The 26,838-nt window shown below is 69.0% G+C and carries 28 protein-coding genes and 1 tRNA gene; 18 read left to right on the top strand and 11 right to left on the bottom strand.

Annotated features, from left to right (window positions below; genetic code table 11):
• Window positions 1-10 precede the first annotated feature (10 nt).
• From LCL87_RS02430 to LCL87_RS02410, 5 genes are all read left to right on the top strand, one after another.
• The gene (locus LCL87_RS02430; RefSeq protein ID WP_225016682.1) at window positions 11-859 is read left to right on the top strand and encodes a TauD/TfdA family dioxygenase; all 849 of its coding nucleotides are present in this window, start codon (window positions 11-13) and stop codon (window positions 857-859) included.
• 43 nt (window positions 860-902) lie between these two features.
• Window positions 903-1,958, top strand: a complete 1,056-nt coding sequence (locus tag LCL87_RS02425) for a beta-keto acid cleavage family enzyme (RefSeq protein WP_225016270.1) — start codon at window positions 903-905, stop codon at window positions 1,956-1,958.
• Between the two features lie 102 nt (window positions 1,959-2,060).
• Entirely contained in the window at window positions 2,061-2,654 is a 594-nt protein-coding gene (locus LCL87_RS02420; RefSeq protein ID WP_225016268.1) for an alpha/beta fold hydrolase, read from the top strand.
• A gap of 35 nt (window positions 2,655-2,689) precedes the next feature.
• Complete coding sequence (locus tag LCL87_RS02415) at window positions 2,690-4,234, top strand: long-chain-fatty-acid--CoA ligase (RefSeq protein ID WP_225016266.1); 1,545 nt, start codon at window positions 2,690-2,692, stop codon at window positions 4,232-4,234.
• A 118-nt stretch (window positions 4,235-4,352) separates the two neighbouring features.
• Entirely contained in the window at window positions 4,353-5,819 is a 1,467-nt protein-coding gene (locus tag LCL87_RS02410; protein ID WP_225016264.1) for a cellulase family glycosylhydrolase, read from the top strand.
• A gap of 34 nt (window positions 5,820-5,853) precedes the next feature.
• On the opposite strand, the gene LCL87_RS02405 is transcribed toward LCL87_RS02410, so the two are convergent.
• Window positions 5,854-6,477 (bottom strand): TetR/AcrR family transcriptional regulator, encoded by a 624-nt coding sequence (locus LCL87_RS02405; protein ID WP_225016262.1) that lies wholly within the window; start codon window positions 6,475-6,477, stop codon window positions 5,854-5,856.
• 122 nt (window positions 6,478-6,599) lie between these two features.
• On the opposite strand from LCL87_RS02405, the gene LCL87_RS02400 reads away from it, so the two are divergent.
• The gene (locus tag LCL87_RS02400) at window positions 6,600-7,745 is read left to right on the top strand and encodes an acyl-CoA dehydrogenase family protein (RefSeq protein ID WP_225016260.1); all 1,146 of its coding nucleotides are present in this window, start codon (window positions 6,600-6,602) and stop codon (window positions 7,743-7,745) included.
• Between the two features lie 30 nt (window positions 7,746-7,775).
• On the opposite strand, the gene LCL87_RS02395 is transcribed toward LCL87_RS02400, so the two are convergent.
• Window positions 7,776-8,675: an ABC transporter substrate-binding protein gene (locus tag LCL87_RS02395; RefSeq protein WP_225016259.1), complete on the bottom strand. Its 900-nt coding sequence runs from the start codon at window positions 8,673-8,675 to the stop codon at window positions 7,776-7,778.
• Window positions 8,676-8,754: 79 nt separating this feature from the next.
• Between LCL87_RS02395 and LCL87_RS02390 the strand changes: the two genes are divergently transcribed.
• Window positions 8,755-11,001 carry an ATP-dependent DNA ligase gene (locus tag LCL87_RS02390; protein WP_225016257.1) on the top strand — a complete coding sequence of 749 codons (2,247 nt, stop codon included), beginning with the start codon at window positions 8,755-8,757 and terminating at the stop codon, window positions 10,999-11,001.
• Between the two features lie 8 nt (window positions 11,002-11,009).
• Here the strand turns inward: LCL87_RS02390 and LCL87_RS02385 are convergent, their stop codons facing one another.
• Window positions 11,010-11,360 (bottom strand): MerR family transcriptional regulator, encoded by a 351-nt coding sequence (locus LCL87_RS02385; protein ID WP_225016255.1) that lies wholly within the window; start codon window positions 11,358-11,360, stop codon window positions 11,010-11,012.
• Window positions 11,361-11,631: 271 nt separating this feature from the next.
• Here LCL87_RS02385 and LCL87_RS02380 point away from each other — a divergent pair, with 271 nt between their 5' ends.
• Window positions 11,632-12,021 (top strand): hypothetical protein, encoded by a 390-nt coding sequence (locus LCL87_RS02380; protein WP_225016253.1) that lies wholly within the window; start codon window positions 11,632-11,634, stop codon window positions 12,019-12,021.
• An 11-nt stretch (window positions 12,022-12,032) separates the two neighbouring features.
• Here the strand turns inward: LCL87_RS02380 and LCL87_RS02375 are convergent, their stop codons facing one another.
• Window positions 12,033-12,410, bottom strand: coding sequence for a hypothetical protein (locus tag LCL87_RS02375; RefSeq protein ID WP_225016251.1), 378 nt, complete (start codon window positions 12,408-12,410; stop codon window positions 12,033-12,035).
• 227 nt (window positions 12,411-12,637) lie between these two features.
• Here LCL87_RS02375 and LCL87_RS02370 point away from each other — a divergent pair, with 227 nt between their 5' ends.
• The 5 genes from LCL87_RS02370 to LCL87_RS02350 all read left to right on the top strand — a co-directional run bounded on the left by LCL87_RS02370 (window position 12,638) and on the right by LCL87_RS02350 (window position 15,093).
• Complete coding sequence (locus LCL87_RS02370) at window positions 12,638-12,781, top strand: hypothetical protein (protein ID WP_225016249.1); 144 nt, start codon at window positions 12,638-12,640, stop codon at window positions 12,779-12,781.
• A 94-nt stretch (window positions 12,782-12,875) separates the two neighbouring features.
• Complete coding sequence (locus tag LCL87_RS02365) at window positions 12,876-13,253, top strand: hypothetical protein (RefSeq protein WP_225016247.1); 378 nt, start codon at window positions 12,876-12,878, stop codon at window positions 13,251-13,253.
• Window positions 13,254-13,268: 15 nt separating this feature from the next.
• Window positions 13,269-13,760: a GyrI-like domain-containing protein gene (locus LCL87_RS02360; protein ID WP_225016245.1), complete on the top strand. Its 492-nt coding sequence runs from the start codon at window positions 13,269-13,271 to the stop codon at window positions 13,758-13,760.
• A gap of 112 nt (window positions 13,761-13,872) precedes the next feature.
• A complete protein-coding gene (locus LCL87_RS02355) occupies window positions 13,873-14,802 on the top strand; it encodes a MaoC family dehydratase (protein WP_225016243.1) in 930 nt (309 codons plus the stop codon).
• Between the two features lie 81 nt (window positions 14,803-14,883).
• Window positions 14,884-15,093 (top strand): hypothetical protein, encoded by a 210-nt coding sequence (locus LCL87_RS02350; RefSeq protein WP_225016241.1) that lies wholly within the window; start codon window positions 14,884-14,886, stop codon window positions 15,091-15,093.
• A 435-nt stretch (window positions 15,094-15,528) separates the two neighbouring features.
• Here LCL87_RS02350 and LCL87_RS02345 read toward each other — a convergent pair.
• A tRNA-Arg gene (locus LCL87_RS02345) sits at window positions 15,529-15,601 on the bottom strand.
• A 521-nt stretch (window positions 15,602-16,122) separates the two neighbouring features.
• Here LCL87_RS02345 and LCL87_RS02340 point away from each other — a divergent pair.
• Window positions 16,123-16,974, top strand: coding sequence for a M23 family metallopeptidase (locus LCL87_RS02340; RefSeq protein ID WP_225016240.1), 852 nt, complete (start codon window positions 16,123-16,125; stop codon window positions 16,972-16,974).
• 66 nt (window positions 16,975-17,040) lie between these two features.
• On the opposite strand, the gene LCL87_RS02335 is transcribed toward LCL87_RS02340, so the two are convergent.
• From LCL87_RS02335 to LCL87_RS02315, 5 genes are all read right to left on the bottom strand, one after another.
• Window positions 17,041-17,289, bottom strand: a complete 249-nt coding sequence (locus LCL87_RS02335) for a hypothetical protein (RefSeq protein WP_225016238.1) — start codon at window positions 17,287-17,289, stop codon at window positions 17,041-17,043.
• A gap of 135 nt (window positions 17,290-17,424) precedes the next feature.
• Window positions 17,425-18,225, bottom strand: coding sequence for a family 1 encapsulin nanocompartment shell protein (locus LCL87_RS02330; RefSeq protein ID WP_225016236.1), 801 nt, complete (start codon window positions 18,223-18,225; stop codon window positions 17,425-17,427).
• Window positions 18,222-19,244, bottom strand: coding sequence for a Dyp-type peroxidase (locus LCL87_RS02325; protein WP_225016235.1), 1,023 nt, complete (start codon window positions 19,242-19,244; stop codon window positions 18,222-18,224). The genes LCL87_RS02330 and LCL87_RS02325 overlap by 4 nt, the downstream gene beginning before the upstream one ends.
• A 95-nt stretch (window positions 19,245-19,339) precedes the next feature.
• Window positions 19,340-20,563, bottom strand: coding sequence for a globin domain-containing protein (locus LCL87_RS02320; protein WP_225016234.1), 1,224 nt, complete (start codon window positions 20,561-20,563; stop codon window positions 19,340-19,342).
• A 25-nt stretch (window positions 20,564-20,588) separates the two neighbouring features.
• Window positions 20,589-21,035, bottom strand: a complete 447-nt coding sequence (locus LCL87_RS02315) for an Rrf2 family transcriptional regulator (protein ID WP_225016233.1) — start codon at window positions 21,033-21,035, stop codon at window positions 20,589-20,591.
• 252 nt (window positions 21,036-21,287) lie between these two features.
• On the opposite strand from LCL87_RS02315, the gene LCL87_RS02310 reads away from it, so the two are divergent.
• The 4 genes from LCL87_RS02310 to LCL87_RS02295 all read left to right on the top strand — a co-directional run bounded on the left by LCL87_RS02310 (window position 21,288) and on the right by LCL87_RS02295 (window position 25,225).
• Window positions 21,288-22,214, top strand: a complete 927-nt coding sequence (locus LCL87_RS02310; RefSeq protein ID WP_225016232.1) for a universal stress protein — start codon at window positions 21,288-21,290, stop codon at window positions 22,212-22,214.
• A gap of 51 nt (window positions 22,215-22,265) precedes the next feature.
• A complete protein-coding gene (locus LCL87_RS02305; protein ID WP_225016231.1) occupies window positions 22,266-23,306 on the top strand; it encodes an LLM class F420-dependent oxidoreductase in 1,041 nt (346 codons plus the stop codon).
• A 141-nt stretch (window positions 23,307-23,447) separates the two neighbouring features.
• Complete coding sequence (locus LCL87_RS02300) at window positions 23,448-24,344, top strand: universal stress protein (protein ID WP_225016230.1); 897 nt, start codon at window positions 23,448-23,450, stop codon at window positions 24,342-24,344.
• 188 nt (window positions 24,345-24,532) lie between these two features.
• On the top strand, window positions 24,533-25,225 hold the full coding sequence (locus LCL87_RS02295) for an SDR family oxidoreductase (RefSeq protein WP_225016228.1): 693 nt from the start codon (window positions 24,533-24,535) through the stop codon (window positions 25,223-25,225).
• Between the two features lie 15 nt (window positions 25,226-25,240).
• On the opposite strand, the gene LCL87_RS02290 is transcribed toward LCL87_RS02295, so the two are convergent.
• A complete protein-coding gene (locus LCL87_RS02290) occupies window positions 25,241-26,815 on the bottom strand; it encodes an FUSC family protein (protein ID WP_225016226.1) in 1,575 nt (524 codons plus the stop codon).
• Between the last annotated feature and the right edge of the window lie 23 nt (window positions 26,816-26,838).

Here is a 26,838-nt window from a genome sequence, read left to right as displayed (position 1 = left end):
CCTCGCGTCGATGGACGCACGCCCCCTGACCTGCAGTATCGGTGCGGAAGTTCACGGTGTCGATCTCGCGGACGTCGCCCGTGACGACGACCTCTTCGCGGAACTGAAGTCGCGTCTGCTCGAGCACAAGGTGCTGTTCTTCCGCGACCAGGACATGAGCCGCGACGAGCATGTGGCGCTCGCACAGCGGTTCGGTGCGCTCGAGGACCACCCCGTCGTCGGGAGCGATCCGGACCATCCCGGTCTGGTCCGGATCTACAAGGATCTCGACAGCGCCCCCGAGGCGTTCGAGAACGCCTACCACTGCGATGCGACGTGGCGCGCGAACCCGCCGATGGGATGCGTGCTGCGGTGCGTCGAGGGTCCCGCCGTCGGTGGCGACACGATCTGGGTCAACATGGCCCTGGCGTACGAGCGACTGCCCCAGGACGTCAAGGAGAAGATCGAGGGTCTGCGGGCGCGGCACAGCATCGAAGCGTCGTTCGGTGCCCGGCTGCCGATGGACAAGCGCCTCGAACTCAAGGACCGCTTCCCGGACGCGGAGCACCCGGTGGTCCGCATCCACCCGGAGACAGGGGAGAAGATCCTGTTCGTCAACAGCTTCACGACGCACCTGACGAACTTCCACACCGCCGAGAACGTCAGGTGCGGAATCGATTACGCGCCCGGCGCCGGCGAGCTGCTGCGGTACCTGCAGAGTCAGGCCACCATCCCGGAATACCAGGTGCGCTGGCGCTGGACCCGGAACAGCGTCGCGATCTGGGACAACCGTTCGACGCAGCACTACGCGGTCCAGGACTACTGGCCGGCGGTTCGAAAGATGGAGCGTGCCGGGATCGTCGGCGACCGTCCCTTCTGAGTCTTGCTTCAGCCGCACACCTATTCAGAAACGGAGTTACGCAATGCATTTCCATGACGATGCACTCTTCCCCGAGAACCAGGACAAGCTGGTCATCACCGTCGCGCCGTACGGCCCGGAATGGGCGGTGGAGGACTTCCCCGAGGACCTGCCGCTGACGATGGACGAGCATGTCCAGCAGGCCGTCGACTGCTACGAGGCCGGCGCGACCGTGCTGCACATCCACGTCCGCGAGGAGGACGGCAAGGGTTCGAAGCGGCTGTCGAAGTTCAACGAGCTCCTCGGCCGTTTGCGGGAGGCTGTGCCGGACATGATCCTGCAGGTCGGCGGCTCCATCTCGTTCGCACCGGAAGGTGACGGAGCCGACGCGAAGTGGCTGCCGGACAACGTCCGTCACATGCTCGCCGAACTGGACCCGAAGCCGGACCAGGTCACGATCGCGATCAACACCAGCCAGATGAACATCATGGAGCTGATGACGCCGGGTGACATCAAGGGCACCTCGCTGGAGAACGCCGACCTCGCCGCGACCTACCGCGAGATGACCGTTCCCGCCGGACCCGAGTGGGTCGAGGAGCACCTGCGTCGTCTGCAGGCCGCCGGCATCCAGCCGCACTTCCAGCTCTCGTCCATCCCGCAGCTCGAGACGGTCGAACGGTTGATCCGCCGCGGCGTCTACACCGGGCCGTTGAACCTGACGTGGGTTGCGATCGGCGGTGGCTTCGACGGCCCCAACCCGTACAACATGATGCAGTTCATCGACCGGGTCCCGGACGGCGCGTGCCTGACCCTCGAGACGCTGATGCGCAGCGTGCTCCCGGTCAACACGATGGCGATGGCGATGGGTCTGCACACCCGCTGCGGCAACGAGGACAACCTGTGGGAACCGAACGGCGAGGTCAAGATCACCTCCGCCGAGCAGGTCCGACAGCTGGTACGCGTCGCCAAGGAACTCGGCCGCGAGGTGGCTACCGGCAAGGAGGCCCGCGACATCTACAGGATCGGCACCACGTACGCCGACGCCGACGAGACCCTCGCCAAGCTCGGCTACGCGCCGAACCGTCAGCCCGGCCAGGTCGGCTTCACCCAGCACGCCTGACCCGCTGTCACCCGTCTGCGACAGCACCCCTCGGTGGGGCGGGGACGCCCACAGGTGTCCCCGCCCCGTCCGTCCGCATCGATTTCTCCTGGAGGGCATGCCTTGAGCAGCTCCGTTTCCCCGACCGTCGTGATCGTTCCCGGACTGCGCGATCACGTCGAGGATCACTGGCAGACCCTGTTGGCCGCCGGCCTGGACAGCGTCCGCATCGTCCCGACACTCGAGCACGACAGGCTCGGCCTGGACGCACGCGTGGCCGCGCTGGACGCCGTCCTGACCGACATCGACGGCCCCGTCGTGCTGGTTGCGCACAGCGCCGGGGTGATGATCACCGTGCACTGGGCCGCCCGACACGACCGCCCGGTCGCGGGCGCGATCCTGGCCACCCCGCCGGACTTCTCCACGCCGCTGCCTGCCGGCTATCCGACGCTGTCGGATCTCGACGCGAACGGATGGAACCCGGTCCCGCGCAGCATGTTGCCGTTCCCGAGCATTGTCGCCGCCAGCCGCAACGATCCGCTCGCCGAGTTCACCGCCGTGGTCGATATGGCACACGCGTGGGGCAGCAGGCTCGTCGACCTCGGTGAGGTCGGGCACCTCAACCCGGCCTCCGGCTACGGCGAATGGCCGCGCGCCGGCGAACTTCTCGACGAACTGCTCACCACGATCGGCGCCGCGCCCGCGCCGAGCCACTGACCGTCACGATCGCCGCCCGAGAGAAGAACGCTTCGATGCTCAATCTGTCCATGTTCCTGGAAGACTCGGCCCGCAAGTACCCGAACCGCGACGCGCTGGTGCTGGGGGATGCCCGGTTCACCTACGCCGAGACCGATGGCCTCGCGAACCAGATCGCGAACCTCCTCGTCGCGTCCGGGATCGAGCCCGGCGACCGGGTCGCGATCTCGTGTCCGAACCTCCCGTGGTTCCCGATCGTCTACTACGGGATCCTCAAGGCCGGTGCGGTCGTCGTGCCGCTCAACGTTCTGCTGAAGGGTCGCGAGATCGCGTACCACCTGCAGGACTGCGGGGCGGCGGCGTACTTCTGCTTCGAGGGTGGGCCGGAGTTGCCGATCGGGGAGTACGGGCGGGAGGGCTTCCGGGCCGCCGGATCGTGCCGCACGATGTTCGTCATCGACGGCTCGGCGGTCCTCGCCGGGGACGGCGTCACCTCGCTGTCGGACGTGCTTCCCGCACAGCCGACGACGTTCGAGGCGGCGGCGTGCGAGGCGACCGACACCGCGGTGATCCTCTACACGAGCGGAACCACAGGTCAGCCCAAGGGTGCGGAGCTCACCCACTCGAACATGGTGATGAACGCGATCGCCGCCGACCGGTTGTTCGACAGCACACCGAGCCTGCCGGACACCCATCTGCTCACCCTGCCGCTGTTCCATTCCTTCGGGCAGACGATCAACATGAACGCCGGCTTCTCGGTGGGTGCGACTCTGGTGCTGTTGCCACGCTTCGACGCCGGCGCGGCGCTGGAGATCATGGAGCGCGAGTCGATCACGATGTTCGCGGGCGTGCCGACGATGTACTGGGGTCTGCTCGGTGCCGTCGACGATTCGGTGGACGTCGAGCGGATCGCCGGAAATCTCCGCAAGGCGATCTCCGGGGGTGCCGCGCTGCCCGTCGAGATCCTCGAGCGTTTCGCGGCGCGGTTCGGGGTGCAGATCCTGGAGGGCTACGGGCTGTCGGAGACGTCGCCGGTCGCGCTGTTCAGCGATCCGGAGCAGGCCCCGCGGGCCGGATCGATCGGCGTCCCGCTGTGGGGCGTGGACGTGCGCCTGGTCGACCGGGACTGGAACACCGTCGAGGGCGCGGACACCGTGGGCGAGATCGCCATCCGCGGTCACAACGTCATGAAGGGCTATCACGGCCGACCGGAGGCGACCGCGGAGGCGATGCGGGACGGGTGGTTCCGCACCGGCGACCTCGCACGCCGGGACGCGGACGGCTTCTACTACATCGTGGACCGGGCCAAGGACATGATCGTGCGCGGTGGGTTCAACGTCTACCCGCGCGAGATCGAGGAGGTCCTCATGACGCACGACGCGGTGTCGCTGGCCGCCGTCGTCGGCATCCCACACGAGCGCCACGGCGAGGAGGTGCGGGCCTATGTGATCCCGGCACCCGGAACCGAGGTCTCCGCCGCGGATCTCATCGCGTGGTCGAAGGAGCGGATGGCGAGTTACAAGTACCCGCGCGAGGTCCGGCTCGTCGAGCAACTACCGATGACCGCTACCGGGAAGATCCTCAAGCGCGAGCTGGCGTGATTCGCGGAAGCCTGGCGAGAGACGTTTCGTGAGTGAGACTTTGGACGTTTCACCCGTACTGCCCCGGGCGTCGACCTAAGCTCTCGTTCACTTGGACGGTTGTACAGGAAGGCTCCTCGTGCGCGTACTGCTGATGGTCGCCCTCGCGGCTCTGACTCTCCAGGCCGTGCCGGCCGCGGTAGCGGCGCCGGTCCCGCCGGTGTCCGACGGCTGGACGCTTCCGCGGCTGACTGTCGAGGACGGCACCATCAAGGACGTCGACGGGCGGACTGTGCTGCTGCGCGGTGCCAACGTCAACGGGCTCAACGACTACGCGTCCAACGGGACCGGACTGCCGACGGTCGCGCCGCTGGACCGGACGGACTTCGAAGATATGGCGGCGCTCGGCTTCAACGTGGTGCGGTTGAACGTCGCGTGGTCGGCGCTGGAGCCGACCCCCGGCGCCTTCGACGCCGCGTACGTCGGCCGGATCCGTGACGCCGTGCAGGATGCGAAGGACAACGGCATCTACACCGTCCTCGACATGCATCAGGACGCGTGGGGGCCCTACGTGGGAACGCCCGAGGGTCAGGACTGCCCGCCGCTCCTGCAGCGTGGGATCGGGTGGGACGGGGCTCCCGAATGGGCGACGCTCACCGGTGGGTGGACGACGTGCAACATCGGCGGTCAGCGGGAGGCATCGCCGGCCGTCGCCAGGGCATTCCAGGCGTTCTACGACGACGAACAGGGCGTGCAGGGCCACCTGGTGCAGACGTGGGCGCGCCTGGCCGCAGAGTTCAAGGACGAGCCTGCGGTGGTGGGCTACGACCTGCTCAACGAGCCGAACCCCGGCCTGCGGGACCCGTTCACCGCGGCCGATCAGATCGGACGCTTCTACCAGCGGGCGATCGCGGCGATCCGGCAGGCCGAGGCGGGCGGCTTCCCGCATCTGGTGATCTTCGAGCCCAGCGCGCTCTGGTCGGCGTTCGGATTCGATGCGCTGCCGCCGCGGCACTATCTCGCCGATCCGCTGGTCGTGTTCTCGCCGCACCTCTACAGCCAGTCGATCAACGTCAGCAGTGAATTCCCCTCGATCGAAGACGGATTCCGGATCGCCGCGATGGCGGCGGACTGGTACGGCGCGCCGCTGTGGACCGGTGAGTGGGGCTGGTTCGGTGAGCCGGACGACCAGGCGGGTGAGGTCCATCGGTTCGTCGATGCGATGAACGCGCACCGGATCGGGGGCGCGTGGTGGTCGTGGACTCAGGCGTGTGGCGACCCGCACGCGGTGAAGGACGGCAACACGGCCAAGCCGCAGGGCAACCTCAATCGCATCGACTGCCCGTCGGGTGAAGAGCAGGGGCTCGTCGAGGGGTTCGCGGAGCCGCTCTCCCGCGCGTACCCGCGGGCCGTTCCAGGCCTGACCGAGGTGACGGGGACAGGGTTCCACGGCAACGGCACCGGACGCATCGAGGCCTGGTACCCGGGCGCCGAGCAGCCACGACTGGACACGGTGAACGTCACCGACGCCGAGCTCACCCGCATCGACGGCGGCTGGCGCCTGACCGGTCAGGCCGCCGGGGAGTACTCGGTCGCCGCACTCTGAGCGATCGCTTAGCGGTGGGTCGGGGAGGGCGGGCTCAGCCGTTCGCCCCGACCATCCGCTCCGCGAGGGCCGCGAACGCGGCGCCGACCGCGTCGGGGGTGTGCAGTTCACGCGACGGGTACCAGCGGGCGGTGTCGATGCACAGCGACAGCACCGCCAGGGTGGTGGCGTCGACGTCGGCCACCGCGAACTCGCCGCTGCGCGACCCGTCTGCGACGATCGAGCGCACGGTGTTCACAATGTCGCGGCGCAACCGCACCACCTGCGCATGACTGTCGGGGTCCAGATGGGACAATTCGTACTGCACCACCCGGGCGGTCGTGGTGTTCTCGGCGTGCCAGTAGGCGAACGCATACACCGCCGCACGCAGGCGTTTGGTAGGCGATCCGGGTGATTCGACGGCGGCGGTGAGATCGGCGAGTGCGGAGATGTGCCCCTCGATGCTCAGCCTCGCGAGGACGTCCTGCTTGGACCGGAAGTGGATGTACATCGCGGCGGGGCTCATGCCGGCCCCGGCGGCGATCTCCCGCGTGCTCGTGCCGTGGTAGCCCTTCGCGGCGAACGCGTCGCGGGCGGCGTCGAGCAGTCGCTGTTCGGCCTCGACCGCCGGGCGGTCCGTCTCCGCCGTGCCCGATCGGGTTCCTGTTCGCGATGTCATCCGTTCCGACCTCCGCCGCTCCGTCGACCCGGTGTCGACGTTTCCGCGTTGACTTTCGCACACTCTCATCGCAAACTAAGCGAACGCTTAGCAGATAGTGCTCAGTCGGAAAGGGTTGCGAAGTGAAGAGAGCAGTTTTCACGGCCGATCACGAGGAGTTCCGTTCGGCCGTCCGCGATTTCCTGGCCCGCGATGTGGTGCCGAACGTGGACGAGTACGCGGAGAACAAGCTCATCGCGCGCGAGGTCTGGCACGAGGCCGGCAAGCAGGGCATCCTCGGGCTCGAGATCCCGGAGGCGTACGGCGGCGGCGAGGCCGGCGACTACCGGTTCAACGCGGTCGCCACCGAGGAGCTGGCCGCCGTCAACATGGCGCTGGCGTCGAGCTTCGGCATCCACTTCGACATCGTCACCCCGTACGTCGTCGATCTCGCGTCCGAGGAGCAGAAGCAGCAGTGGCTGCCGCGGATGGCCGCCGGTGAGGCGGTGGCCGCGATCGGCATGACCGAGCCGTCCGCCGGCTCGGACCTGGCCAGCCTGAAGTCCACGGCGGTCCGGGACGGCTCCGACTGGATCCTCAACGGCTCCAAGACGTTCATCACCAACGGCTACACCGCCGACGTCGTGGTGGTGGCGGCGCGCACCGACCCGACCCAGCGGTCCAAGGGCATCAGCCTCTTCCTCGTCGACACCTCGCTGCCCGGCTTCGAGCGCGGACGCAAGCTCGACAAGGTGGGCCAGCCCGAGGCGGACACCGCGGAACTGTTCTTCGACGACGTCCGGCTGCCCGCCGACGCGATGCTGGGCGAGCCCGGCACCGGGTTCGTCTCCATGATGGAGCGCCTGCCGCAGGAGCGGATCGGCGCCGCCATCACCAACGTCGCGCACGCCAAGCAGATCCTGCTCGAGACGATCGAGTACGCCAAGGAGCGCAAGGCATTCGGGAACTCGATCGGCTCGTTCCAGCACAACAAGTTCCTGCTGGCCGAACTGGTCACGAAGATCGAGGTCGCCCAGGCGTACATCGACGCCGCGGTGGCCGAGCACGCCGACGCCGGTCTGAGCGCCGTCGACGCGGCCAAGGCCAAGTGGTGGTCGGCGCAGGTGCAGAACGAGGTGCTCGATCACTGCGTGCAGCTGCACGGCGGCTACGGGTTCATGCGCGAGTACCGCGTCGCGCGCGCCTGGATGGACGCCCGCGTCACGAAGATCTGGGCCGGATCCAACGAGATCATGAAGGAGATCATCGGTCGCGATCTCGACCTCTGAGCCGATCGGCGGCGCCGGCCGCGGGGCCTGCTACTGCAGCACCCGCGCACCGGCGCTGTCGGTGAGCCACTGCCCGATCAGGGCGTCGAGGGTGCCGTCGTCGTACAGGCCGTCCAGTGCTGCGGACACGCACCCGGTCAGCGGGCTGTCCTTCTCGAGCACCACGCCGTAGAACTCGGTGACATCGTTGGGGCGGGGGAACTGCCCGACGATGACGCTGCCCGGGATCTGCTCCTTGGTGATGTGGAATCCGGTGGGCAGGTCCACGACGATCGCGTCGACCTCGCCGGCCTGCAGCGCCGCCTTCGCGGCGTCGGTGGTGTCGAACGGCTTCGGTGCCTTCGCGGGACGGATGGTGCCCTCGATCGCGGCCAGGCTCGTCGAATTCCGCTGGGCGCCCAGGCGCAGCTCCGTCAGATCGGCGAGGGAACGTGACCGCGCCGCGGGATTGGTGGACAACGCCACCACCGACTGCGCCACCGCGTAGTACGGCGCCGAGAAGTCGACGCTGTCCCGCCGGTCGCCGACGATCGTGAACTGGTTGATGTCGAAGTCGAAGCTCTTCGGCCCCGGGGCGAGGGCGTCCTCGAAGTCGACGCGGGTGAACCGCACCTGATCGGGCGCGTACCCCAGGCGCTGCGACACCGCGCGTGCCACGGCGCCCTCGTAGCCCAGACCGTTCGAGGGGTCGTTGTCGACGATCCACGGCGCGTGCGCGGGGTCGTCGGCTGCGATCGTGAGAACACCGGGCGCCCAGGTGAGCCCGCCCCCGGGGCCGCACGTGCCCGACTGCGATGCGGTGTCCCCGGCAGCGGAGGTGTCCGCCGCGTCGGCGGGGTCGGAAATGGTGCACGCGGTCGCGGGAACGACGGCGAGGCAGATCGCGGCGAGAACCGCGGAGCGTCGTCGAGGGGTCAACACCGCAGTCATCTTGCCTTCGCGCCCGGAATGCGACAAGAACGGGTGCCCGCGGGCGCACAATGTGCGTACCTGCGACGGGAGGTGGCCGATGCCGACGCGCACCATCGACGGACGACGGGTGGCGCTGAGCCGCCTCGACAAGGTGCTCTATCCGGCCACCGCGACCGACCCCGCCGTGACGAAGGGCGAGGTGATCGACTACTACGCCGCGATCGCCCCGGCGATGCTGCCGCACGTCGTGGATCGTCCGGTGACCCGCAAGCGCTGGCCCAACGGGGTCGACGAGCCGTCGTTCTTCGAGAAGAATCTCGCGGCGTCCGCGCCGGACTGGCTCGCGCGCCACGCCGTCCACCACAAGGACCGGACGGTGCGCTACCCGGTGATCGATTCCGCCGCGGCCCTGGTGTGGATCGGTCAGCAGGCCGCGCTCGAGGTCCACGTCCCGCAGTGGCGGTTCGTCGACGGCGAACCGGGACCGGCGACGCGGCTGGTGTTCGACCTCGATCCCGGCGACGGGGTGGGCCTTCCGGAGTGCGCGCGGGTGGCCGCCGCGGTACGGGACCTGGTGGCGACCCTCGGCTGGACGGCGTACCCGGTCACCAGCGGCAGCAAGGGAATCCACGTCTACGTGCCGCTGGACCGGACGCTGGCGCCGGGCGGTGCGTCCACCGTCGCGCGGAAGGTCGCGACCAGCCTGGAACAGTTGCACCCCGATCTGGTGACGGCGACGATGGCGAAATCGGTACGGGCGGGCCGGGTGTTCGTCGACTGGAGCCAGAACAACGCGGCCAAGACCACCATCGCGCCGTACTCGCTGCGCGGGCGCAGCGCACCCACCGTCGCGGCCCCCCGGACGTGGGACGAACTCGAGGATCCGGAGCTGCGGCATCTGCGGTTCGACGAGGTGCTCGACCGGTTCCGACGGGACGGCGACCTCATCGCCGACCTCGACCCGCGGATGGACGCGCTCACCGAGTACCGCCGCAAGCGGGACGCCGACCGTACACCCGAGCCGATCCCGCAGACCGCGGACGAAGGCGGCGAGGGAAATTCGTTCGTGATCCAGGAGCACCACGCCCGACGCCTGCACTACGACTTCCGCCTCGAACGCGACGGCGTCATGGTGTCGTGGGCCGTGCCCCGGGGACTGCCGACGTCGTCGAAGGAGAACCGTCTCGCCGTCCACACCGAGGATCACCCGCTCGAGTACGCGAGCTTCGCGGGCTCGATCCCCAAGGGCGAGTACGGCGGTGGATCCGTGAGCATCTGGGACGCGGGAACGTACGAGCCGGAGAAGTGGCTCGACGACGAAGTGATCGTGCGTTTGGATGGGCAGCGGGTGCGGGGGCGGTATGCGCTCATCCGCACCGAGGGCGACCAGTGGTTGATGCACCTGATGAGGGACGACGACGGCGCGGCCGAGTTGCCCCGCGGACTCGCCCCGATGCTCGCCACCGCCGGCACCCTCGACGGGCTGGACCCCGAGCAGTGGGCATTCGAGGGCAAGTGGGACGGTATCCGCCTGATCGTCGAATTCGACGGTACGACAGTGCGATTGCGGGGTCGCGCGGGCAACGATGTGACCGATCGCTATCCGGCGTTGCAGGAGCTTGCCACGATCCTGGACGATCATCGGGTGGTACTGGACGGCGAGGTGGTGAGTCTGGACGCCCGCGGCCGCACCAGCTTTCCCGCGCTGCAGGCCGGTGGCGCGCCGCAGTTCTGGGCGTTCGACGTGCTGTACCTCGACGGTGTCTCGCTGCTGCGAAAACGCTACGACGACCGTCGGCGCATCCTCGACGCCCTGGCGGCGGCCACCGACGGGCTCGACGTGCCGGCGCAACTGACCGGCACCGTCGCGGACGTGCGCGCGCAGAGCGCGGACCTCGAGGGCGTCGTGGCGAAGCGTCGCGACTCGATCTACCTGCCGGGACGGCGCGGGTCGGCGTGGATCAAGACGAAGAACTGGCTCACGCAGGAAGTGGTGATCGGCGGGTGGCGGCGGGGCCGGGGCGCGCGTGGCGCCGGCATCGGGTCACTGCTGCTCGGCATTCCCGAGAAGGCCGGACTGCAGTACGTCGGGCGGGTCGGCACCGGATTCAGTGAGCGCGAACGCGAACGTTTGTACGAGTTGCTGAAGCCCCTCGAACGCGACTCCAGTCCCTTCGCCGGCGACATACCGGACGTCGACCGGGACACCGTGTGGGTGATGCCGAGCGTCGTCGGTGAGGTGCGGTACCGGGAGCGCACCGACGCCGGGCGCCTGCGGCACCCGGCGTGGCGTGGGCTGCGGGACGACAAGTCTCCCTCGGACGTTCGACTCGAAGAGGCCTGAACCGTCGATCAGCGGGCGCTCGGGTCCGGACGGCGGTGCGTGAGTTGCGCGATCTCCGCACGCAATTCGGACTGCTGGTCTTCGAGGACGAGTACCTCGCGGACGCCGGTGAGGTTGACACCGAGTTCGACGAGTTCGGTGATGCGGTGCAGCCGCTCGAGATCGTCTCGGCTGTACCGCCGACTGCCACCGCTGGTGCGGTCCGGGGCGAGCAGTCCGCGGCGCTCGTACAGGCGCAGGGTCTGGGGGCCGACCCCGGAGAGTTCGGCGGTGACCGAGATGTCGTACGCGCCGCGGTCGACGCGGGCGGCAGTGGGACCGGGGGAGCGGGTCGACCGCCCGTGAGTGTGAGTACGCATCGAATCCTCCGCTTCGTGCAGTGCTGCGAATCGTGCGGGGGACGCTGATTGCAGCGGTCGGGCATGCGGATCCTGTGGTCGAAACCTGTTTCTCTTCTACACAGGTAACCTCCTCCGCTCGAGTCAACCTTGGTCCGTGACTTGCCGGAATCGTCGTCGGTGCCGTTACGATCGATCGGGCGAAACGCAAGGGGAAGCTTGGACCCACCCCGGTGCGCCGGCTGCCACCGCGGGCTCTGCGGTGGCCACTTCAAGTCAGAGATGAGGGCATATGCCCCGCACGCAGGAACATGTCGATCGCTATAACGACGCTCTGATTGCTCTTGCGGCCGCCACCCACCGCCCCGCCAATATCGTCAACATCATCGATCGGTACGCGATTCGCGTCGACTTCGAGTTCAATCGCTACGTTCTGGCAACCAACTCGGATGACGGTCTGACCAGCGACGTCGACGCGATCGAGGCCTGGCATGTCGCGTTCTTCCAGCAGTCCGACGACGAGGCCGCGGACGAACTGCTCGCGGAGGCCGAGCACGAGTGGCTGGCTGACGCCTTCGATCAGGCACTCGATGCCCTCCGCTGCTCGGTGAACTGGATCGATTCCGACGCCAAGTTCGGGGAGCTCGTGAAGTCGCCGGTCGCCGCGGCGGACGGGGCCTGAGCGGTTTCGTGCTACGCGGCGCCCTCCACCAGGGTGACCGGGCGGTCGAGGGCGACCTCGACGGGTGACCACGCGCCCTCGAGTTCGAGGCGTTCCACCGCGCGGCCGTAGGCGGCCAGCAGGTCGCGGTCGGACTCCGTCGCAATCGGATGCGCCCCTGCGGGGGAGTTCTGCAGGACCCGGACGGTCCAGACGTCGAGGTCGCTGCGGGTGTGCGCCAAGCCCTGCTCGCTGTTCGTGGCGAGGAGGATGCGCCCGAATCCGGCGTCGGCGCGGATCGCGTATCCGGAGCCGGTCTGCACGACGGATGCCGGTAGGTGGGTGAAAGCGGCGAACCCGATCAGGGCGTCGGTGTAGAGGTCCGTGAAGTACTCGTGCTTGCGTGCCATGTCGCTCGTCTCTCTCTCGGGCCACCGAACCTTGCCGGCGGGTCGCGAATCTCGGCATCCATGTGCCGGGTCCGCGTCGTGTGAACTGAGGTTCGTCGCTTTCCTATCTGATGCCGCGCATCTTGTCTCAATCATTTCGCTTAGTAAATCTATACCATACGGCATAGATTAATGCTCTTCCGTCCGACCGGTCCGGTCGGTGGTGTCGTGAGATTCGGTGGTGCGTGATGAAGACGGTGTCTAGTTCGGGGCAAGAGGCGCGGGTGGATTCGCTGCTCGATCACCCGACGTCGGGGTTCGTGGTCGTCGCGGGGTTCGTCAGCGGGCTCGTCGTGTTCGGGGTGTCGGTGCTGGGGGCGATCGCGGTGTGAATGAGTTGTGGTGACACCAGGGCTGTCGCGTGCCGGGTACATTTCGGGTGACCGGGCGTGCGCGCCGCGCCTGTGCCGGATGACGGAGGTGGCGATGACGGATCGTGTGGATGCGAACCGGCAGTGGTACGACCGCGCCGGACGCCCCATCTCGGCGGACGAGGCCGCGCGTCTCCTCGGGCAACCCGGTTACGACAAGGTCGGGTCGACCACGGTTATGGACATGGCGGACCTGGACTGGATTCGGGACGTCTCGACCGTGTGGATCGGCCTCGCTTTCGATGAGGGCGGCGAACCCGGGCCCCCGCTGATCTTCGAGTCGGCGGTGTTCGATCGGGATCACGCGACGCTCGAACACCGTTGGTACGCAACGGAGGAAGAGGCGGCGCTGGCGCACGAGAGCTTCGTCGTCGCGGCGTGTGACGAGGCGGTCGACCCTGTGGTGCTGCAGACCGCGGATCCGGTGTCCTGACCTCGGAGCCCTGCCATGGAGGGGTACGTAATGCCGAAGGGCGAGATCGTGGTGAAGCCGATCCCCGGCGTGAGGGTGGCCGAGTTGACCTCGACCGCAGCGGGATTCGACCCGGTTCACATCGGTCCGGTGGTGCGTCCGCTGTTCGGCGAGCTGATGGCGCGGCTGGCGCGCGAGGGGATCGAGCCGGCGGGACCGGCGGTGGCCTACTACGAGCGCACTCCCGTCGGCGGGGATGTCGTGGTCCACGCGGCGGTGCCGGTTCCCGATTCCGTCCGGGCGGGCACCGACTTCGCGATCCTCGACCTGCCTCGCGTTCCCCGGGCCGTGACGCTCGAGTACCGCGGAGCGATGGACGACGTGCTGCCGGCGTGGCGGTCGGTGGATCACTGGATCGAGGTCAACGGATACCGCGCGGACGGACCGGCTCGGGAACGGTACGTCGTCTACTCGGACGATCCAGCGGAGTGGGTGACCGAACTGCAGCAACCGGTCACACGGGTGTGAGTCGGCAATCCCACTCACCGAGTCTCGTTCCGCGCGCGGAGTCGGCGTTGTGTGACTTTGTCCTGAACACGTTTGCGTACACGGGTCGTTCCTCCCTCTGAAAGCAGGTGGCATGTTCGGGTTGGTTGTGCACGGTTCTCATCTCATGCAGTTCGCGCGTGCGGTCGGCGACTTCGATCCCGCCTTCGAGGATGTTCGGCGTCTGTCCACCACCGGTCCGGACGCGCTGGTCGCGCCGCCGACCTTCCTGATGGCGGCGGACCACTTCGATCCCAGCTATGCCCGTCGCCCGCGGCCGGGAGCGTCGTGGCTCGGGTCGCGACCGGTCAGCAGTGAGCAGCAGTCCGGGTTCCACATGGAGCAGCACTTCACGTTTCGTCGACCCGTCCGCGCGGGCGACGTCCTGACGGCCGAATCGCGGCCCGGTGCCACGTGGGAGAAGAGCGGACGCCGCGCGGGAACCATGACGTTCAGTGAGACCTTCACTGACTACTGCGATTCCGACGGCGAACTCGTCGCGACGGCGCGCTGGGTGTCGGCCATGGTCGAACGCAACCCCGACGCGCCGGCGGCCACTGCGACGGCCGGGCGCTCGTCGGATCCGTACGTTCCGGTCGTCGACGAATGCTCGGCGGCAAAGGATCTCGCGGTCGGCAGTGCGTGGACCGTCGTCCTGGTCGAGGAGCTGACCCGCGCCCAGATCGTCATGTATGCGGGGGCCTCCGGCGACTTCCATCCTCTTCACAGCGACGACGTGTACGCGCGCGATCGCGGGCACCCGGGTGTCTTTGCGCACGGCATGCTCACGATGGGCATGACGGGCCGGGCCGTCACCGACCGGTTCGGCCACGCGAATGTCCTGTCGTTCGGCGGACGGATCATCTCGCAGGTGTGGCCGGGGGACACCCTCACCGCCCGCGTCGAGATCATCGCAATCCGGAAGAGCGACGACGGCGGGACCGTCGCGGACCTCGCACTCATGACGAGGAATCAGCAGGGTGTGCCGGTCTTCAGCGGTGCCGCGGAGGTGCGGGTCGACTAGCCGTCCGACGGGCCTCCTTTCGCATGTTCGAGGGTTGACGTGCAGTAACCTGGTTGCAGGACCAACAGAGAGGCCCCCGCCATGCTGCGCTACTCGCTGCCCGTCGTTTCCCTTGTCCTGATTGGTATCTCGTTCGTGCTGGTCGGTGACCGTCAACTCGGGTGGTTCGACATGGCGCTGGCTGCGGTGTGGGGTGCAGTCCTCGCGGGTGCGGTCGCTCAACTCGTGCGCAAGCGGAGTGAGGACCGTGAGGCGCGGGTCAAGGTGTGGACTGATCAACTCGCGGCCTGACAACTATGAGAGTGGCCCGCCACCTCCACTGATGGGTTGTGGCGGGCCACTTTCTTGTAGTTGCACTCCGACCTCGGCGCGCTCGGAATCCCGGTGTGACCCCGTTCGAGTGAGAGAAGCGTCGTTCGACGGTGCTACGTCAGAGGCGCGAAGCGCAGCGTCCACGGACCCCGCGTGTTCTCGATCTTGAGGGTCACAGGTCCGGTGGATGCGTAGGTGGTGACCCCGGAACACACAAACGGCCACTGCCATTACGGCGGCGGTCACAACGCTTCTCACTCAATCCTCAATGGATTGGTCCAAGGCACTAGCCGGTGTGGGAACACCTGCCGGGGCCGCACTTGTTTGGACGCACGAACGCGAAGCGATTCGGCATGTAATAGGCACATGAGGCGCGATGAAGGCTGAACAGGCCTTTGACCTGCACAATCCGTGTGCCCTCGGCAGGATTCGAACCTGCGACACCGGCTTTAGGAGAGCCGTGCTCTATCCCCTGAGCTACGAGGGCGGGGGCGGGGGCGAACCGGGTTCGCGCTGTTCCGCAGTTAGGGAGTGTAGCGGCCGCGGGGCGTCGGCGATGAATCGGTCGGGTGGTCACCCCGGTGTCGCCGCCCGCGTTGAGCGCCAGCATGAACGGCGAGCTGACCACCTGCCCGTGCCTGGTCTGCGGCGGCCCCATACCGACCGTGCTCTCCTGCGGCGGGTGCCTGGGCCCGCCATGGCGGCGTCCGGGGGCGCGGCCATCGCCACGGAGGCGGCCGTCAGTACCGCTGCGAGAACCGCCGACGGTCGCGTCCGGTCCAGGATTGCGCTCACTCTCGTGACACCAGGAGGCCGACACGCCCGGCATCGGGGATCGGGCCGAGACGTGATCGACCTGCCCTCCCAGCATCTATACGGATTCACCGAAAATAAAGATCAGGTAACGCTGGCGGGGACGTATATGGATTTGTTACCTTGGCCCGGCAGCAAGATCGAGTGCACTCCGGAGTGTGCGGCCGAAGAAACCGATTGACGAGGTATTTGACTGTGGGACGCCATCACCGGACGTCAGCAGACGCTGTTCTCATCGAGCTCGACCCGACGCTCCGGCGCGGCCGCCACCGTGAGGAGACCTCCGGTCCCGGCGCAGGCCTGAAGGCCGCCACGGTCGCCGCGGCAACGGGCGCGATCCTCACCGCCGGCGCCCAGCTCGGTGCCGGCAGTGCCGCCGCCGCCCCGGCTCCCGCACCGCTCCAGATCCCCGCCGGCCTGCTGCCCGCGGGCGTCGAACTCCCGTCGCTGCCCGCGCTCCCGCAGTTCGAGCTGCCCGCCCTCCCGGCGGCGCCGGTGCTGCCGTCGGCGCAGGACCTGATCCAGCAGGCCAAGGCGATCGAGATCCCGGCCGAGCTTCCGCAGGTGCAGGACGTCGTCGACAACCTCACCGCCGCGGCCGAGGCCGCCTTCGGCTCGGTGGGGAAGGCCAACGCGCGTGCCGTGAAGCCGGTCTCGGGCACCCTCACCTCCGACTTCGGCCCGCGCTGGGGCAGCCACCACGGCGGCCTCGACATCGCGGCGCCGATCGGCACCCCGGTCTACGCGGCGGCGGACGGTGTCGTCGTCGACGCCGGTCCGGCGTCCGGCTTCGGCCTGTGGGTGCGCGTCAAGCACGATGACGGCACCACCACGGTCTACGGCCACGTCAACGACTACCAGGTGCACGTCGGCCAGCACGTGGCCGCCGGTCAGCAGATCGCCACCGTCGGCAACCGCGGCCAGTCCACCGGCCCGCACCTGCACTTCGAGGTGTGGAGCCCGGGCGGCGCCAAGATCGATCCGTCCTCGTGGCTCGAGGAGCGCGGCGTCGCGGTCACGTGGCGAGGCGCCTCCGCCACCATGTGATCCGGCCCCGAAACCAAGGAAAGTCCCCGCCCGAATGGGCGGGGACTTTCTCGTTCGAGTGGATGCTCAGGCGGCCGGGGCGGTGGCGGTGCGGGCCGAGTAGGACAGCCCGCACACCGTCATGACCTGACCGAGGCTCAGTGATCCCGCGTTGCCCTGGGCGCGGGAGAACCGGCCGTCGGGGCGCACCCACAACCGGATCGCCGTCACGCCGTCCGCGCAGGCCAGGACGTACTCGTCGCAACCGTCGGGGCCGGCCAGCATCTCACGCACGACGCCCTGGCTATGGGCGAGTTCGATCAGGTCCTCGATCACGAAAGCTGCTCCTCGTACCCCCGGGTCGCCCGGGTCCTCCGTCACCGTTCAGGCAACGGAGATTAGGTTAGCCTTCGCTCCTGGCGAGCTGTCAACCCCTTGTTTCGTTCGTGTGAGCAACGACTCCGGGGTCGATCAGCGCGTCGCCAGGGCGACCGAGGCCTCGCCGGTGTAGGTGAGGAACGTCAGCGACTCCTGGAAGTACAGCTCGACGGTCTCCGAATCGTGCGACAGATAGCCGATCGACAGGTCCTGCCCGATCTGCAGGTCGAAGTCGCCGCCGCGGGTGGTGAGCACGAACGCCCCGTCGATGGCCGGGGCCCAGATGATGTCGCCGTCGATGAGCCGGCGGATGTGCTCGCGGATCGGGTAGCCGTGGTCCGACGTCTCGCTCACCTGCGTGTACGCCTCGGCGCTCAGCAGCACCGAGTACGGGCCGTCGACGCCGGCCAGGCGCAGTTCGGACAGGGCCTGGCTGATGACCTCGGGCACGTCGCGGACGTCCTCGGGCAGCTGCAGCGGCGGGTTCGACGAGCTCGCCCGGATGCCCTCGATGCCGGCCGCGGCGTAGCCCTCGAAGATCGCGCGGTCCTCGGCGAACGCGATCTTCTTGGCGGCATCCTTCACCGCGTCCCAGTCGGCGTCCTGCGCGCCGCGCTCGACGTTGTCGATCTCCTCGCGCGACAACGTGAACGGCACCCGCAGCTCGACGAGCGGGGCGACGCGGCGCTGCCGGGCCAGCACGCCGGAGGCGGGGGCGTCGATCGTGGTGGTGCGTCCGAGTCCGACCGCCGAGAAGTCGGTGCCGTGCGGGCCGGAGACGTCGACGACGGTGCGTCCCGCGATGTGCCGCTTGAAGGTTCGGGTCGCCTCCTCCTCGATCGACGCCCAGGCGGCGTCGGTGATCGGGGCGAGACCGCGGTAGAGGTTGTTCATCGTGTGGAACTCCTTCTCAGACTGCCAATTCCGAGTGATCCGTCAGCGGCGGGAGACGGGCTCGTGTCTTCGGTGCCGGCCTGCCGAATGCCCGGCGCCGGTGGGAGGTCGTCGAGGAACTCGACGGTGGGGGAGAAGAACAGGCCGCCGGTGACGGCCGTGGAGAAGTCGAGGATGCGATCGGTGTTGCCCTCGGGCTTGCCGATGAACATGTTGCGCAGCATTTCCTCGGTGACCGACGGCGTGGCCGCGTATCCGATGAAGTACGTGCCGAACTCGTCGTCGCCGAGGCTGCCGAACGGCATGTTCACGCGCAGGATCTGGCGCTCGTCGCCGTTCTCGTCGGTGATGGTGTTCAGCGCGACATGGGAATTCGCGGGCTTCACGTCGTCGTCGAGCTCGATGTCGTCGAGCTTGGTGCGGCCGATGACCCGCTCCTGCTCTTCGGTCGAGATCGCGTTCCAGGCATCCATGTCGTGCAGGTACTTCTGCACGATCACGTAGCTGCCACCGGTGAAGTCGGGGTCCTCGTCGCCGACGAGCGCGGCCTCGGCCGCTTCGATGTCCTCCGGGTTCTCGGTGCCGTCGACGAACCCGAGGAGATCGCGCTGCTCGAAGTAGCGGAAGCCGTGCGTCTCGTCGACGACGGTCGCGGCGCCGCGGAGCCGTCCGACGATCTTCGACGCCAGCTCGAAACACAGGTCCATCGACACCGCGCGGACGTGGAGGAGCAGGTCGCCCGGGGTCGCGGGGGCGCGGTGCCGGCCGCCGTCGAGTTCGACGAACTCGTGCAGTTCCGCGGGCCGGGGGCCGTCGAACAGGCGGCCCCACGCGGACGACCCGATCGAGGTGACACACACCAATCCCGAGTCGGGCACTCGGAATCCGACCGCCTTCCGCAGGCCGTCGACGTCGGAGAGCACGTCGCGGACGGCGTTCTCACCGCCCTCGTCGATGGTGAGCACGAGGAAGATCGCCGCTGGCGTCAGCGGCGTCAGGATCAACTGAGATCGGGCCACACCTCACGTTAGAACACTCGTCCCGGCGACGCCCGGGAACCACGGCCGCCGGCGACGTGATGTCGCCGACGGCCGTGGTCGAGGGGGGTGGGGCGCTACGCGGTGGCGCCGGCCCAGCTGTCGGGGCCGAACACCTCGTAGTGGATGTTCGCCTCCGGCACGTCGCGGGCGATCAGCGATTCCTTCATCGCCAACATGAACGGCAGCGGGCCGCAGAGGAAGGCGCGGGTGCCCGGCTCGAGCGTGACGTCGGTCAGATCCGCACGGCCCAGACGGGTTCCGGCGAACGCCTCACGCGCCCCCAGGTCCTCGTACCAACGGTGTACCACGCCCGACGGCAGCTTCTCGACCAGCTCGGTGAGCTCGGCGCGGTGCGCGTGTTGTGCGGCGGAGCGGTCGGCGTGCAGCACGGACACGCTGCGCTTGTCCTCGGTGGACGCGAGATGCTCGAGCATGCCGATCATCGGGGTGCAGCCGATACCGGCCGAGACCAGCAGCAGCGGGGCGTCGTCGTCGGGCAGGACCAGGTCGCCGAACGGCAGCGACACGGTCAGCTCGTCACCCTCGAAGACGTTGTCGTACAGGAAGTTCGACACCTCACCCGCGGGCGCGGCGCTGCCGTCGGGCAGTACCTGGCCGGCGATGCGCTTGACGGTGATCCGCCACTGTGCGTCGGTGGGACCGCACGCGAGGCTGTACTGCCGGATCTGGCGGGCGCCGTCGGGCAGGTGGACGGCGACCGAAATGTACTGACCCGGTGCGAACGTCGGGAGCGCGGAGCCGTCGGCGGCCGCCAGCGTGAAGGAGACCGTGTCCGCGGACTGGTGTGCCCGGCCGGTCACCCGCACGGAGCGACACACGTCACCGGCGGCCACCCCGGCCTTCTCGTACAGGCCGGCCTCCATCGCGATCAGCGTGTTCGCCATCAGCCAGTAGACCTCGTCCCAGGCCGACGCCACCTCGGGCGTGACGGCCTCGCCCAGCACCTCGACGATCGCCTCGAACAGGTGCTTGTGCACGATCCAGTACTCGTCGGCAGTGATGCCCAGCGAGGCGTGCTTGTGCGCGATGCGCGAGAGGATCGCGTCGACCCGCTCCGGATCGGGGTCGAGCTGCAGTGTCGCGAAGGCCGCGATCGCTCCCGCGAGTGCCTTCTGCTGCTCACCCTGACGCTGGTTGCCCCGGTTGAACAGGTCCCGCTCGAGCTCCGGATGGGCGTCGAACATCTTGCGGTAGAACAGCGTCGTGATGTCGCCGATCGCCGCGCCCACGGCGGGCAGGGTCGCGCGGACGGTTTCCTTCGAGGCCTCCGAGAGCATCGGATTCTCCTTGTCGGTCGGGTTTCTACGGTTCGGTCACTGCCGGCACGACGGGTGTCGGCAGCACGGTTGTGGGGGAGGTGAGGTCGCGGACGGTCATCGCGTCGAGCGCGGAGTAGAAGGCCTCCTGCGCGTCGCGCAGTGCCGACCGCAATCGGCAGCCCTTGCGCAGCGGGCACGGCTTGTCGCCCTCGCAGGTGACCACCTCGCCGTCGCCCTCGAGCTGGCGGGTCAGCCAGCCCACCGATGCGGTGCGGCCCAGTTCGGTGATCGCGAGCCCGCCGCCGCGGCCGCGGCGGGTCGTCACCACGCCGAGTTCGCTCAGCCGCGCAACCACTTTCGTCGCGTGGGTGTACGAGACGGCGAGCTGCTCGGCGACCGTCCGGGTGCTGGGGCCGCCGGACCCGGCCGGATCGGCGGCCAGGCGCATGACGATCCGCAGGCCCAGATCGGTGAACTGCGTCAGCTGCATGCCTCGACCGTAGGAAATTGGTATCTCAGATTCCAATTAAATGTGACGCGGGTCGCGCCGACCTGGACGAAGTCCCGACCTTGGGCCCGGACCGGCGGGACTTTGGTCCCGAACCACTCGGGACCGTCGCATCCACGCGCAAACCGGTTCGAGTGACTAACGTCGAAGGCGGCACCTCGATCGGATCGATCCGAGGCAGGATCGACCACGAATGCCGCACCGATTCGTCGCAAACGGAAGAGGGTGAGCGGGATGACCGCAGAGGGCATGGAGCAGGGCGTCAGGGAGCCGTCGATCGCGCGGGACGAGAACTCGGTGATCGTGGGTGTCGACGGATCGGACGCCGCGCAGGCGGCCGTCGTCTGGGCCGCGCGCATGTGCGCGGAGCGCAACCTCACCCTGCGGATCATCCACGCTCTCAACTTCTCGCCCTACACCTACGGCGCGCCGTACCTCGACGTCGCCGGCATCTACGACTGGATGGAGGACGAGGGCAAGGAGATCCTCGCCCGCGCGGCCACGGCGGCCCGCGAGGTCTCCACCGATCTGAAGCTCTCCACCGAGATCTCCACGATGGGCGGCGCGCGCTGGCTCGTGTCGCTGTCGGAGGACTCGCGCGCGCTCGTCCTCGGCGCGTCCGGCAGCGGCTCGGCGGGCGGCATCGGTTCGACGGCGGTCAACGCCGCCAGCCACGGCGTGTGCCCGGTGGTCGTGGTGCATCAGCGTGACGGCGAGGTACCCAGCGAGGGCCCGGTCGTCGTCGGCATCGACGGCAGCCAGACGAGTGAGCGCGCCACCGCGGTCGCGTTCGAGGAGGCGGCGCTGCGCGGGGTCCCGCTGATCGCCGTCCACGCGTGGAGCGACACCCCGCACGGCACCCTCGCCGGCGGACGCAGCGCCATCCGCGATCCCCGGGCCTTCGAGGACGCCGAACGCGAGGTGCTCTCCGAGCGGCTCGCGGGCTGGCGCGATCGGTACCCGGACGTCGAGGTCCAGCGCGAGCTGTACATCGACGGCCCGCGCACCCACCTGATGGCGTGGTCGCAGAAGGCACAGCTGGTGGTCGTGGGCAGCCGCGGGCGCGGCGGATTCCGCGGACTGCTGCTGGGCTCCACCAGTAACGAGCTGGTCCAGAAGGCGCAGTGCCCCGTGATGGTGGTTCGGCCCGAGCGGTCGTAGAGTCCACTTCGTAACGTCCGTCACAGGTAATTACGGAATGGGGTCGCCCAAGTGCGCATCGGTATGGGCTTGAACTACAGCGGTGGATTCACGGAGACCGTCGAGGAGGTCGCCGACCTGGAGCGGGCGGGCCTGGACATCGTCTTCGTCCCCGAGGCGTATTCGTTCGACGCGGTCAGCCAGATCGGATTCCTCGCGGCGAAGACGTCGACGGTGGAACTGGCGTCGGGCATCTTCCAGATCTACACCCGCACCCCGAGCCTGACCGCGATGACCGCGGCGGGTCTGGACTACGTCTCGAACGGCCGCTTCGTGATGGGCATCGGGGCGTCGGGACCGCAGGTGATCGAAGGCTTCCACGGCGTCAAGTACGACGCCCCGCTCGGCCGCACCCGCGAACTCGTCGACATCTGCCGTCAGGTGTGGCGGCGCGAGAAGGTCGAGTACCAGGGCAAGTACTACCAGGTGCCGCTGCCCGCCGATCAGGGCACGGGCCTGGGCAAGCCGCTCAAGCTGATCAATCACCCTGTGCGCGATCGCATTCCGATCGTCATCGCCTCGCTCGGGCCGAAGAACGTGGCGCTGACGGCCGAGATCGCGGAGGGCTGGGAGCCGATCTTCTTCCACCCCGAGAAGGCCGACGCGGTGTGGGGTGACGCGCTCGCGGCGGGCAAGGCCAAGCGGGATCCGAGCCTGGGCGACCTGCAGATCTATGCGAGCCCGACGCTGGCGATCGGCGACGACGTCGAGCCGATGCTGCAGTGGATCAAGCCGCACCTGGCGCTCTACATCGGCGGCATGGGTGCCAAGGGCAAGAACTTCTACAACGACCTCGCGTGCCGCTACGGCTACGAGGAGGAGGCCGAGAAGATCCAGGATCTCTACCTCGCCGGCAAGAAGGACGAGGCTGCCGCGGCGGTGCCCGACGAACTCGTCCGGGCGATCTCGCTCATCGGCACCGAGAGCTACGTCAAGGAACGGGTCGCGGCGTTCGCCGCCGCCGGCGTCACCACGCTGAACGTGATGCCGCTGGCCGCGGATCGCGCCGGTCGGGTCGCGCTGATCGAGCAGCTGCGCGCGATCGTCGACTGACGGAATCCGGGCGCGCCGTGACGTGCCGAGCGTCACGGCTCGCCCGGGACCGAAGACCCACACCGGGACGACCAGAAATCAGGACAATGGGTCTCGACAGGTCCCGGAACACACCACGGGTGTGAAGGAGAAGCAGAATCCATGAGCGCAACAGATGCGATCGTCGTCGCCGTAGACGGCTCCGAGGCGGCATCGAACGCGGTGGCGTGGGCGGCTCGTGCCGCCGCCGCCCACCAGCGTCGCCTGCACATCGTCACCGCCGTGCACATCCCGGCGTTCTACTACTCCGAGCCCTACCTGGCGCGCAGCTTCCAGGACGAACTGCACGACACCGCCCGGGCCCGACTCGACAGCGCGCAGGTGCTGGCCAAGCAGTCGGTGGACGACGGCGCGTCGATCGAGATCACGACCGAGGAACTCGAGGGCCGGCCGGCGCCGCTGCTCATCGACCTGTCGAAGCAGGCGTGGATGGTGGCGCTCGGCTCGCACGGCCACGGTGAGATCACCGGTCTGGTCGTCGGCTCGGTGACGGCCTCGGTGGCCGCGCACGCCGAGTGCCCGGTCGCCGTGGTCCGTGGCCGCACCCTCGACGGCCGCCCGCCCACCACGGGGCCGATCGTCGTCGGCGTCGACGGCTCCGAATCCTGCAAGCCCGCGGTCGCCGCGGCGTTCGAGGAGGCCGCGATGCGCGGCGCCACGCTGGTCGCGGTCAACGTGTGGAGCGATGTGAGCGTGCAGCCGTCGCTCGGTGCGACGCCGGACGACCCGCACTGGAGCCGCATCCAGACCGGCGAGGAAGTGGTGCTCGCCGAGCGCCTCGCGGGCTGGCAGGAGCGGTACCCGGATGTCGACGTGCAGCGCGTCGTCGCCCGCGACCGGCCGGTCCGGGTACTCAGCGAGTTCGCCGAGCAGGCGCAGCTGATCGTCGTCGGCACCCGTGGCCGCGGCGGCTTCAAGGGCATGCTGCTCGGCTCCACCAGCCGGGCGATGCTGCACACCGCCGACTGCCCGGTGCTGATCGTGCCGTCGGGCACCTAGAGCCGACCCTTCGACCGGGGCCGTGCGGTTCGCCGCGCGGCCCCGGCGTCGTCGAGCGACATACCGGGCGCGATACCCGATCGTGCTGTGGCGCCGGCACCGGACGGCTTAGCCTGGTTCTGCGCCCGATGCCGCGGACGACCGCGTGAATCCCGGGTGCTCCGGCCGAGATGTACGGAGGGAAAGCCATGAAGATCGTCGTGATCGGTGGCACCGGGACGCTCGGATCGAAGGTGGTCGACAAACTGCGGGAGCGCGGCGACGAAGCCGTCGCGGCATCACGGAACACCGGGATCGACACGCTCACCGGGGACGGCCTCGCCGAGGCCCTGACCGGAGCCGACGTGGTGGTCGACGTGTCCAACTCGCCGTCGTTCGAAGACGGTCCGGTGATGGACTTCTTCACCACCTCGACCACCAATCTGGAGGCGGCTGCGAAGGCGGCCGGCGTGGGGCACTACGTCGCGGTGTCGATCGTCGGCGCCGACCAACTGCCGCTGAGCGGATACCTGCGGGCGAAGGTTGCGCAGGAGAAGCTCATCGCGGAGGCGGGGATCCCCTACTCGATCGTCCGCTCCACCCAGTTCGCCGAGTTCACCGACCGGATCACGGCCTCGATGACCGTCGGCGACGAGGTGCGCGTGCCGGACGCGCTGATCCAGCCCATCGCCGTCGACGACCTCGCCGCCGAGGTCGCGGGAGTGGCGGAAGGCGAGCCGTTGGGTGCCGTCGAGAACATCGGCGGACCCGAGAAGATCCCGTTCGAGCAGATGGCTCGCGAGGTCCTCGCCCGGCAGGGGGAGAACAAGACCGTGGTCGTCGACCCCGAGGCGGGCTATTTCGGCACACCGCTCTCGCGCGACAGCCTGGTCATCGCCTAGCTCCGTCTCCCCGGGTCAGTTCCCGGACGGTGCCAGGGCTCGATAGCCGGACTCGTTGAGTTCGTGATGACGCGCCCACCGAGTCTCGGTCCACCCGGGGTCGGTGTGCGCGGCCACCAGCGCGGCCGTCGTGGCCGAGTGCAGGTCGAACTCGAGTCCGCGTCGCAGTTGGCGCGCCGCGTCCGGGTCGGGCGCGGCGTCGATCTGCGCGATCGTGGCAGCGACCCGGTCGTCGGCGTCGTCGAGGATCCGACGATACGACGCGGGCAGCACCGTCCACAGCACGACGACTGCGACGACCACACCGATCACCGTCTCGATCAGTCGATCCCGCGTCACTCCGGTGAGATCGTCCGGCGACCCGAGCCCGGCGAGCAGCAGCGCGAGGACCGTGATGAACACCATGGCCAACCCGTAGTTGCGGACGAGGTAGGCCTGGATCCCGGCCATCGACGCGGCCAGCACGAGGACCAGCGTCACGCCGGTCGGGTCGAGCGGGGCCAGTGCGGCGAGGATCGCCAGGCCCAGCACGGTTCCCGCGAAGCGGTGCACCGCCCGGTACGTGCCCAGGATCCGGTCCGGACCCTGGTGCAGGATCATCGCCGCGGTGATGACGGCCCAGTCCGGCCGGGCGACACCGAGAAGCATCGCGATCGCACCCGCCGCCGGACAGGCGACGAGCAGGCGCACCACGATGAGCGTCGACCGGCCGCGCAGGTGCGCCGCGCGACCGAGCCGGAACCGGACCGTCGGCCGTGGAGCCGGGACGCGCCGCGACAGATCCTCGCCGTCGGCGTCGAGCATCGGCGCGCTGCCGTGCAGCAGCGCGACGCAGCGGTCCTGCGCGATCAGCAGATCCCGGGTGAGGGGATGGTCGCGGGCGGCGAGTCCGGCATCGTGCAGGCACTGCCACGCGGCGTGGACGGACTTGACGGCCGCGTGCCGTCGCGCCGTCGATCCCCGATCGTGGTCGAGGGCCGCGACCGCCGCGATCGCCGATGCGACCGCGGCGCGTTCGGGGGTGCGTGGCCGCAGCACGCATCCCGACATCGCGACGGGCACGGCGGTGGCAGCTCCGATCGCGGTCCAGCCGACGACGTGACCGACGGGAACACCGGCCGCGGGCAGGGCCGACGCGATCTCCACCGCGAGCAGGGGGAGGAACGCGCCCGGTGCGCCGATGCGCAGCGCGTCGACCACGAAGGCGGCGACGGCCACGAACACCGACATCGCGAGCACCAGCGCCATCGGCCACAGCGCGGACCCACCGGCGGACGCCGCATCGTGGACGGCGTTGCCGACGACCGCGCCGAGGGCGGCAGCGACCACCATCACGCCCGCCGCCGCCGAGACCGCCCGCCACCGCACCCGGTACGGCCGGCCCTCGCCGTACACCACCGCGAACGCGCCGAGGGCCGCCGTCGCGGCCGCCGGGCCGTGGCCGAGCGCTATGCCGAGCAGTCCGGGCAGCGCGACGGCGGCGGCTGCCCGTGCCGTTCCCGGCCACCGGCGCCCGTCCCGCGGCACGCGCACCAGCGCGGGCCAGGGCCGCGCAGGTGTGGGAATCGGGGGAGGGGCTTCGATCGACACGGGTCCTTACGTTACGAAACGTC

This window comes from Prescottella equi (assembly GCF_020171745.1).
Taxonomy (GTDB): Bacteria; Actinomycetota; Actinomycetes; order Mycobacteriales; family Mycobacteriaceae; genus Prescottella; species Prescottella equi_A.
This window is presented reverse-complemented; position numbering and strand designations above follow the sequence as displayed.

Bases quoted from the DNA above. Each gene is read 5' to 3' on its own strand.
- LCL87_RS02360 (WP_225016245.1), top strand. From the start codon at position 13,269: ATGGAGGGGTACGTAATGCCGAAGGGCGAGATCGTGGTGAAGCCGATC.
- LCL87_RS02310 (WP_225016232.1), top strand. From the start codon at position 21,288: ATGACCGCAGAGGGCATGGAGCAGGGCGTCAGGGAGCCGTCGATCGCG.
- LCL87_RS02405 (WP_225016262.1), bottom strand. From the start codon at position 6,477: ATGACATCGCGAACAGGAACCCGATCGGGCACGGCGGAGACGGACCGC.
- LCL87_RS02320 (WP_225016234.1), bottom strand. From the start codon at position 20,563: ATGCTCTCGGAGGCCTCGAAGGAAACCGTCCGCGCGACCCTGCCCGCC.
- LCL87_RS02370 (WP_225016249.1), top strand. From the start codon at position 12,638: ATGAAGACGGTGTCTAGTTCGGGGCAAGAGGCGCGGGTGGATTCGCTG.
- LCL87_RS02330 (WP_225016236.1), bottom strand. From the start codon at position 18,225: ATGAACAACCTCTACCGCGGTCTCGCCCCGATCACCGACGCCGCCTGG.
- LCL87_RS02390 (WP_225016257.1), top strand. From the start codon at position 8,755: ATGCCGACGCGCACCATCGACGGACGACGGGTGGCGCTGAGCCGCCTC.
- LCL87_RS02355 (WP_225016243.1), top strand. From the start codon at position 13,873: ATGTTCGGGTTGGTTGTGCACGGTTCTCATCTCATGCAGTTCGCGCGT.
- LCL87_RS02415 (WP_225016266.1), top strand. From the start codon at position 2,690: ATGCTCAATCTGTCCATGTTCCTGGAAGACTCGGCCCGCAAGTACCCG.
- LCL87_RS02375 (WP_225016251.1), bottom strand. From the start codon at position 12,410: ATGGCACGCAAGCACGAGTACTTCACGGACCTCTACACCGACGCCCTG.
- LCL87_RS02425 (WP_225016270.1), top strand. From the start codon at position 903: ATGCATTTCCATGACGATGCACTCTTCCCCGAGAACCAGGACAAGCTG.
- LCL87_RS02315 (WP_225016233.1), bottom strand. From the start codon at position 21,035: ATGCAGCTGACGCAGTTCACCGATCTGGGCCTGCGGATCGTCATGCGC.
- LCL87_RS02385 (WP_225016255.1), bottom strand. From the start codon at position 11,360: ATGCGTACTCACACTCACGGGCGGTCGACCCGCTCCCCCGGTCCCACT.
- LCL87_RS02380 (WP_225016253.1), top strand. From the start codon at position 11,632: ATGCCCCGCACGCAGGAACATGTCGATCGCTATAACGACGCTCTGATT.
- LCL87_RS02395 (WP_225016259.1), bottom strand. From the start codon at position 8,675: ATGACTGCGGTGTTGACCCCTCGACGACGCTCCGCGGTTCTCGCCGCG.
- LCL87_RS02365 (WP_225016247.1), top strand. From the start codon at position 12,876: ATGACGGATCGTGTGGATGCGAACCGGCAGTGGTACGACCGCGCCGGA.
- LCL87_RS02430 (WP_225016682.1), top strand. From the start codon at position 11: ATGGACGCACGCCCCCTGACCTGCAGTATCGGTGCGGAAGTTCACGGT.
- LCL87_RS02300 (WP_225016230.1), top strand. From the start codon at position 23,448: ATGAGCGCAACAGATGCGATCGTCGTCGCCGTAGACGGCTCCGAGGCG.
- LCL87_RS02295 (WP_225016228.1), top strand. From the start codon at position 24,533: ATGAAGATCGTCGTGATCGGTGGCACCGGGACGCTCGGATCGAAGGTG.
- LCL87_RS02350 (WP_225016241.1), top strand. From the start codon at position 14,884: ATGCTGCGCTACTCGCTGCCCGTCGTTTCCCTTGTCCTGATTGGTATC.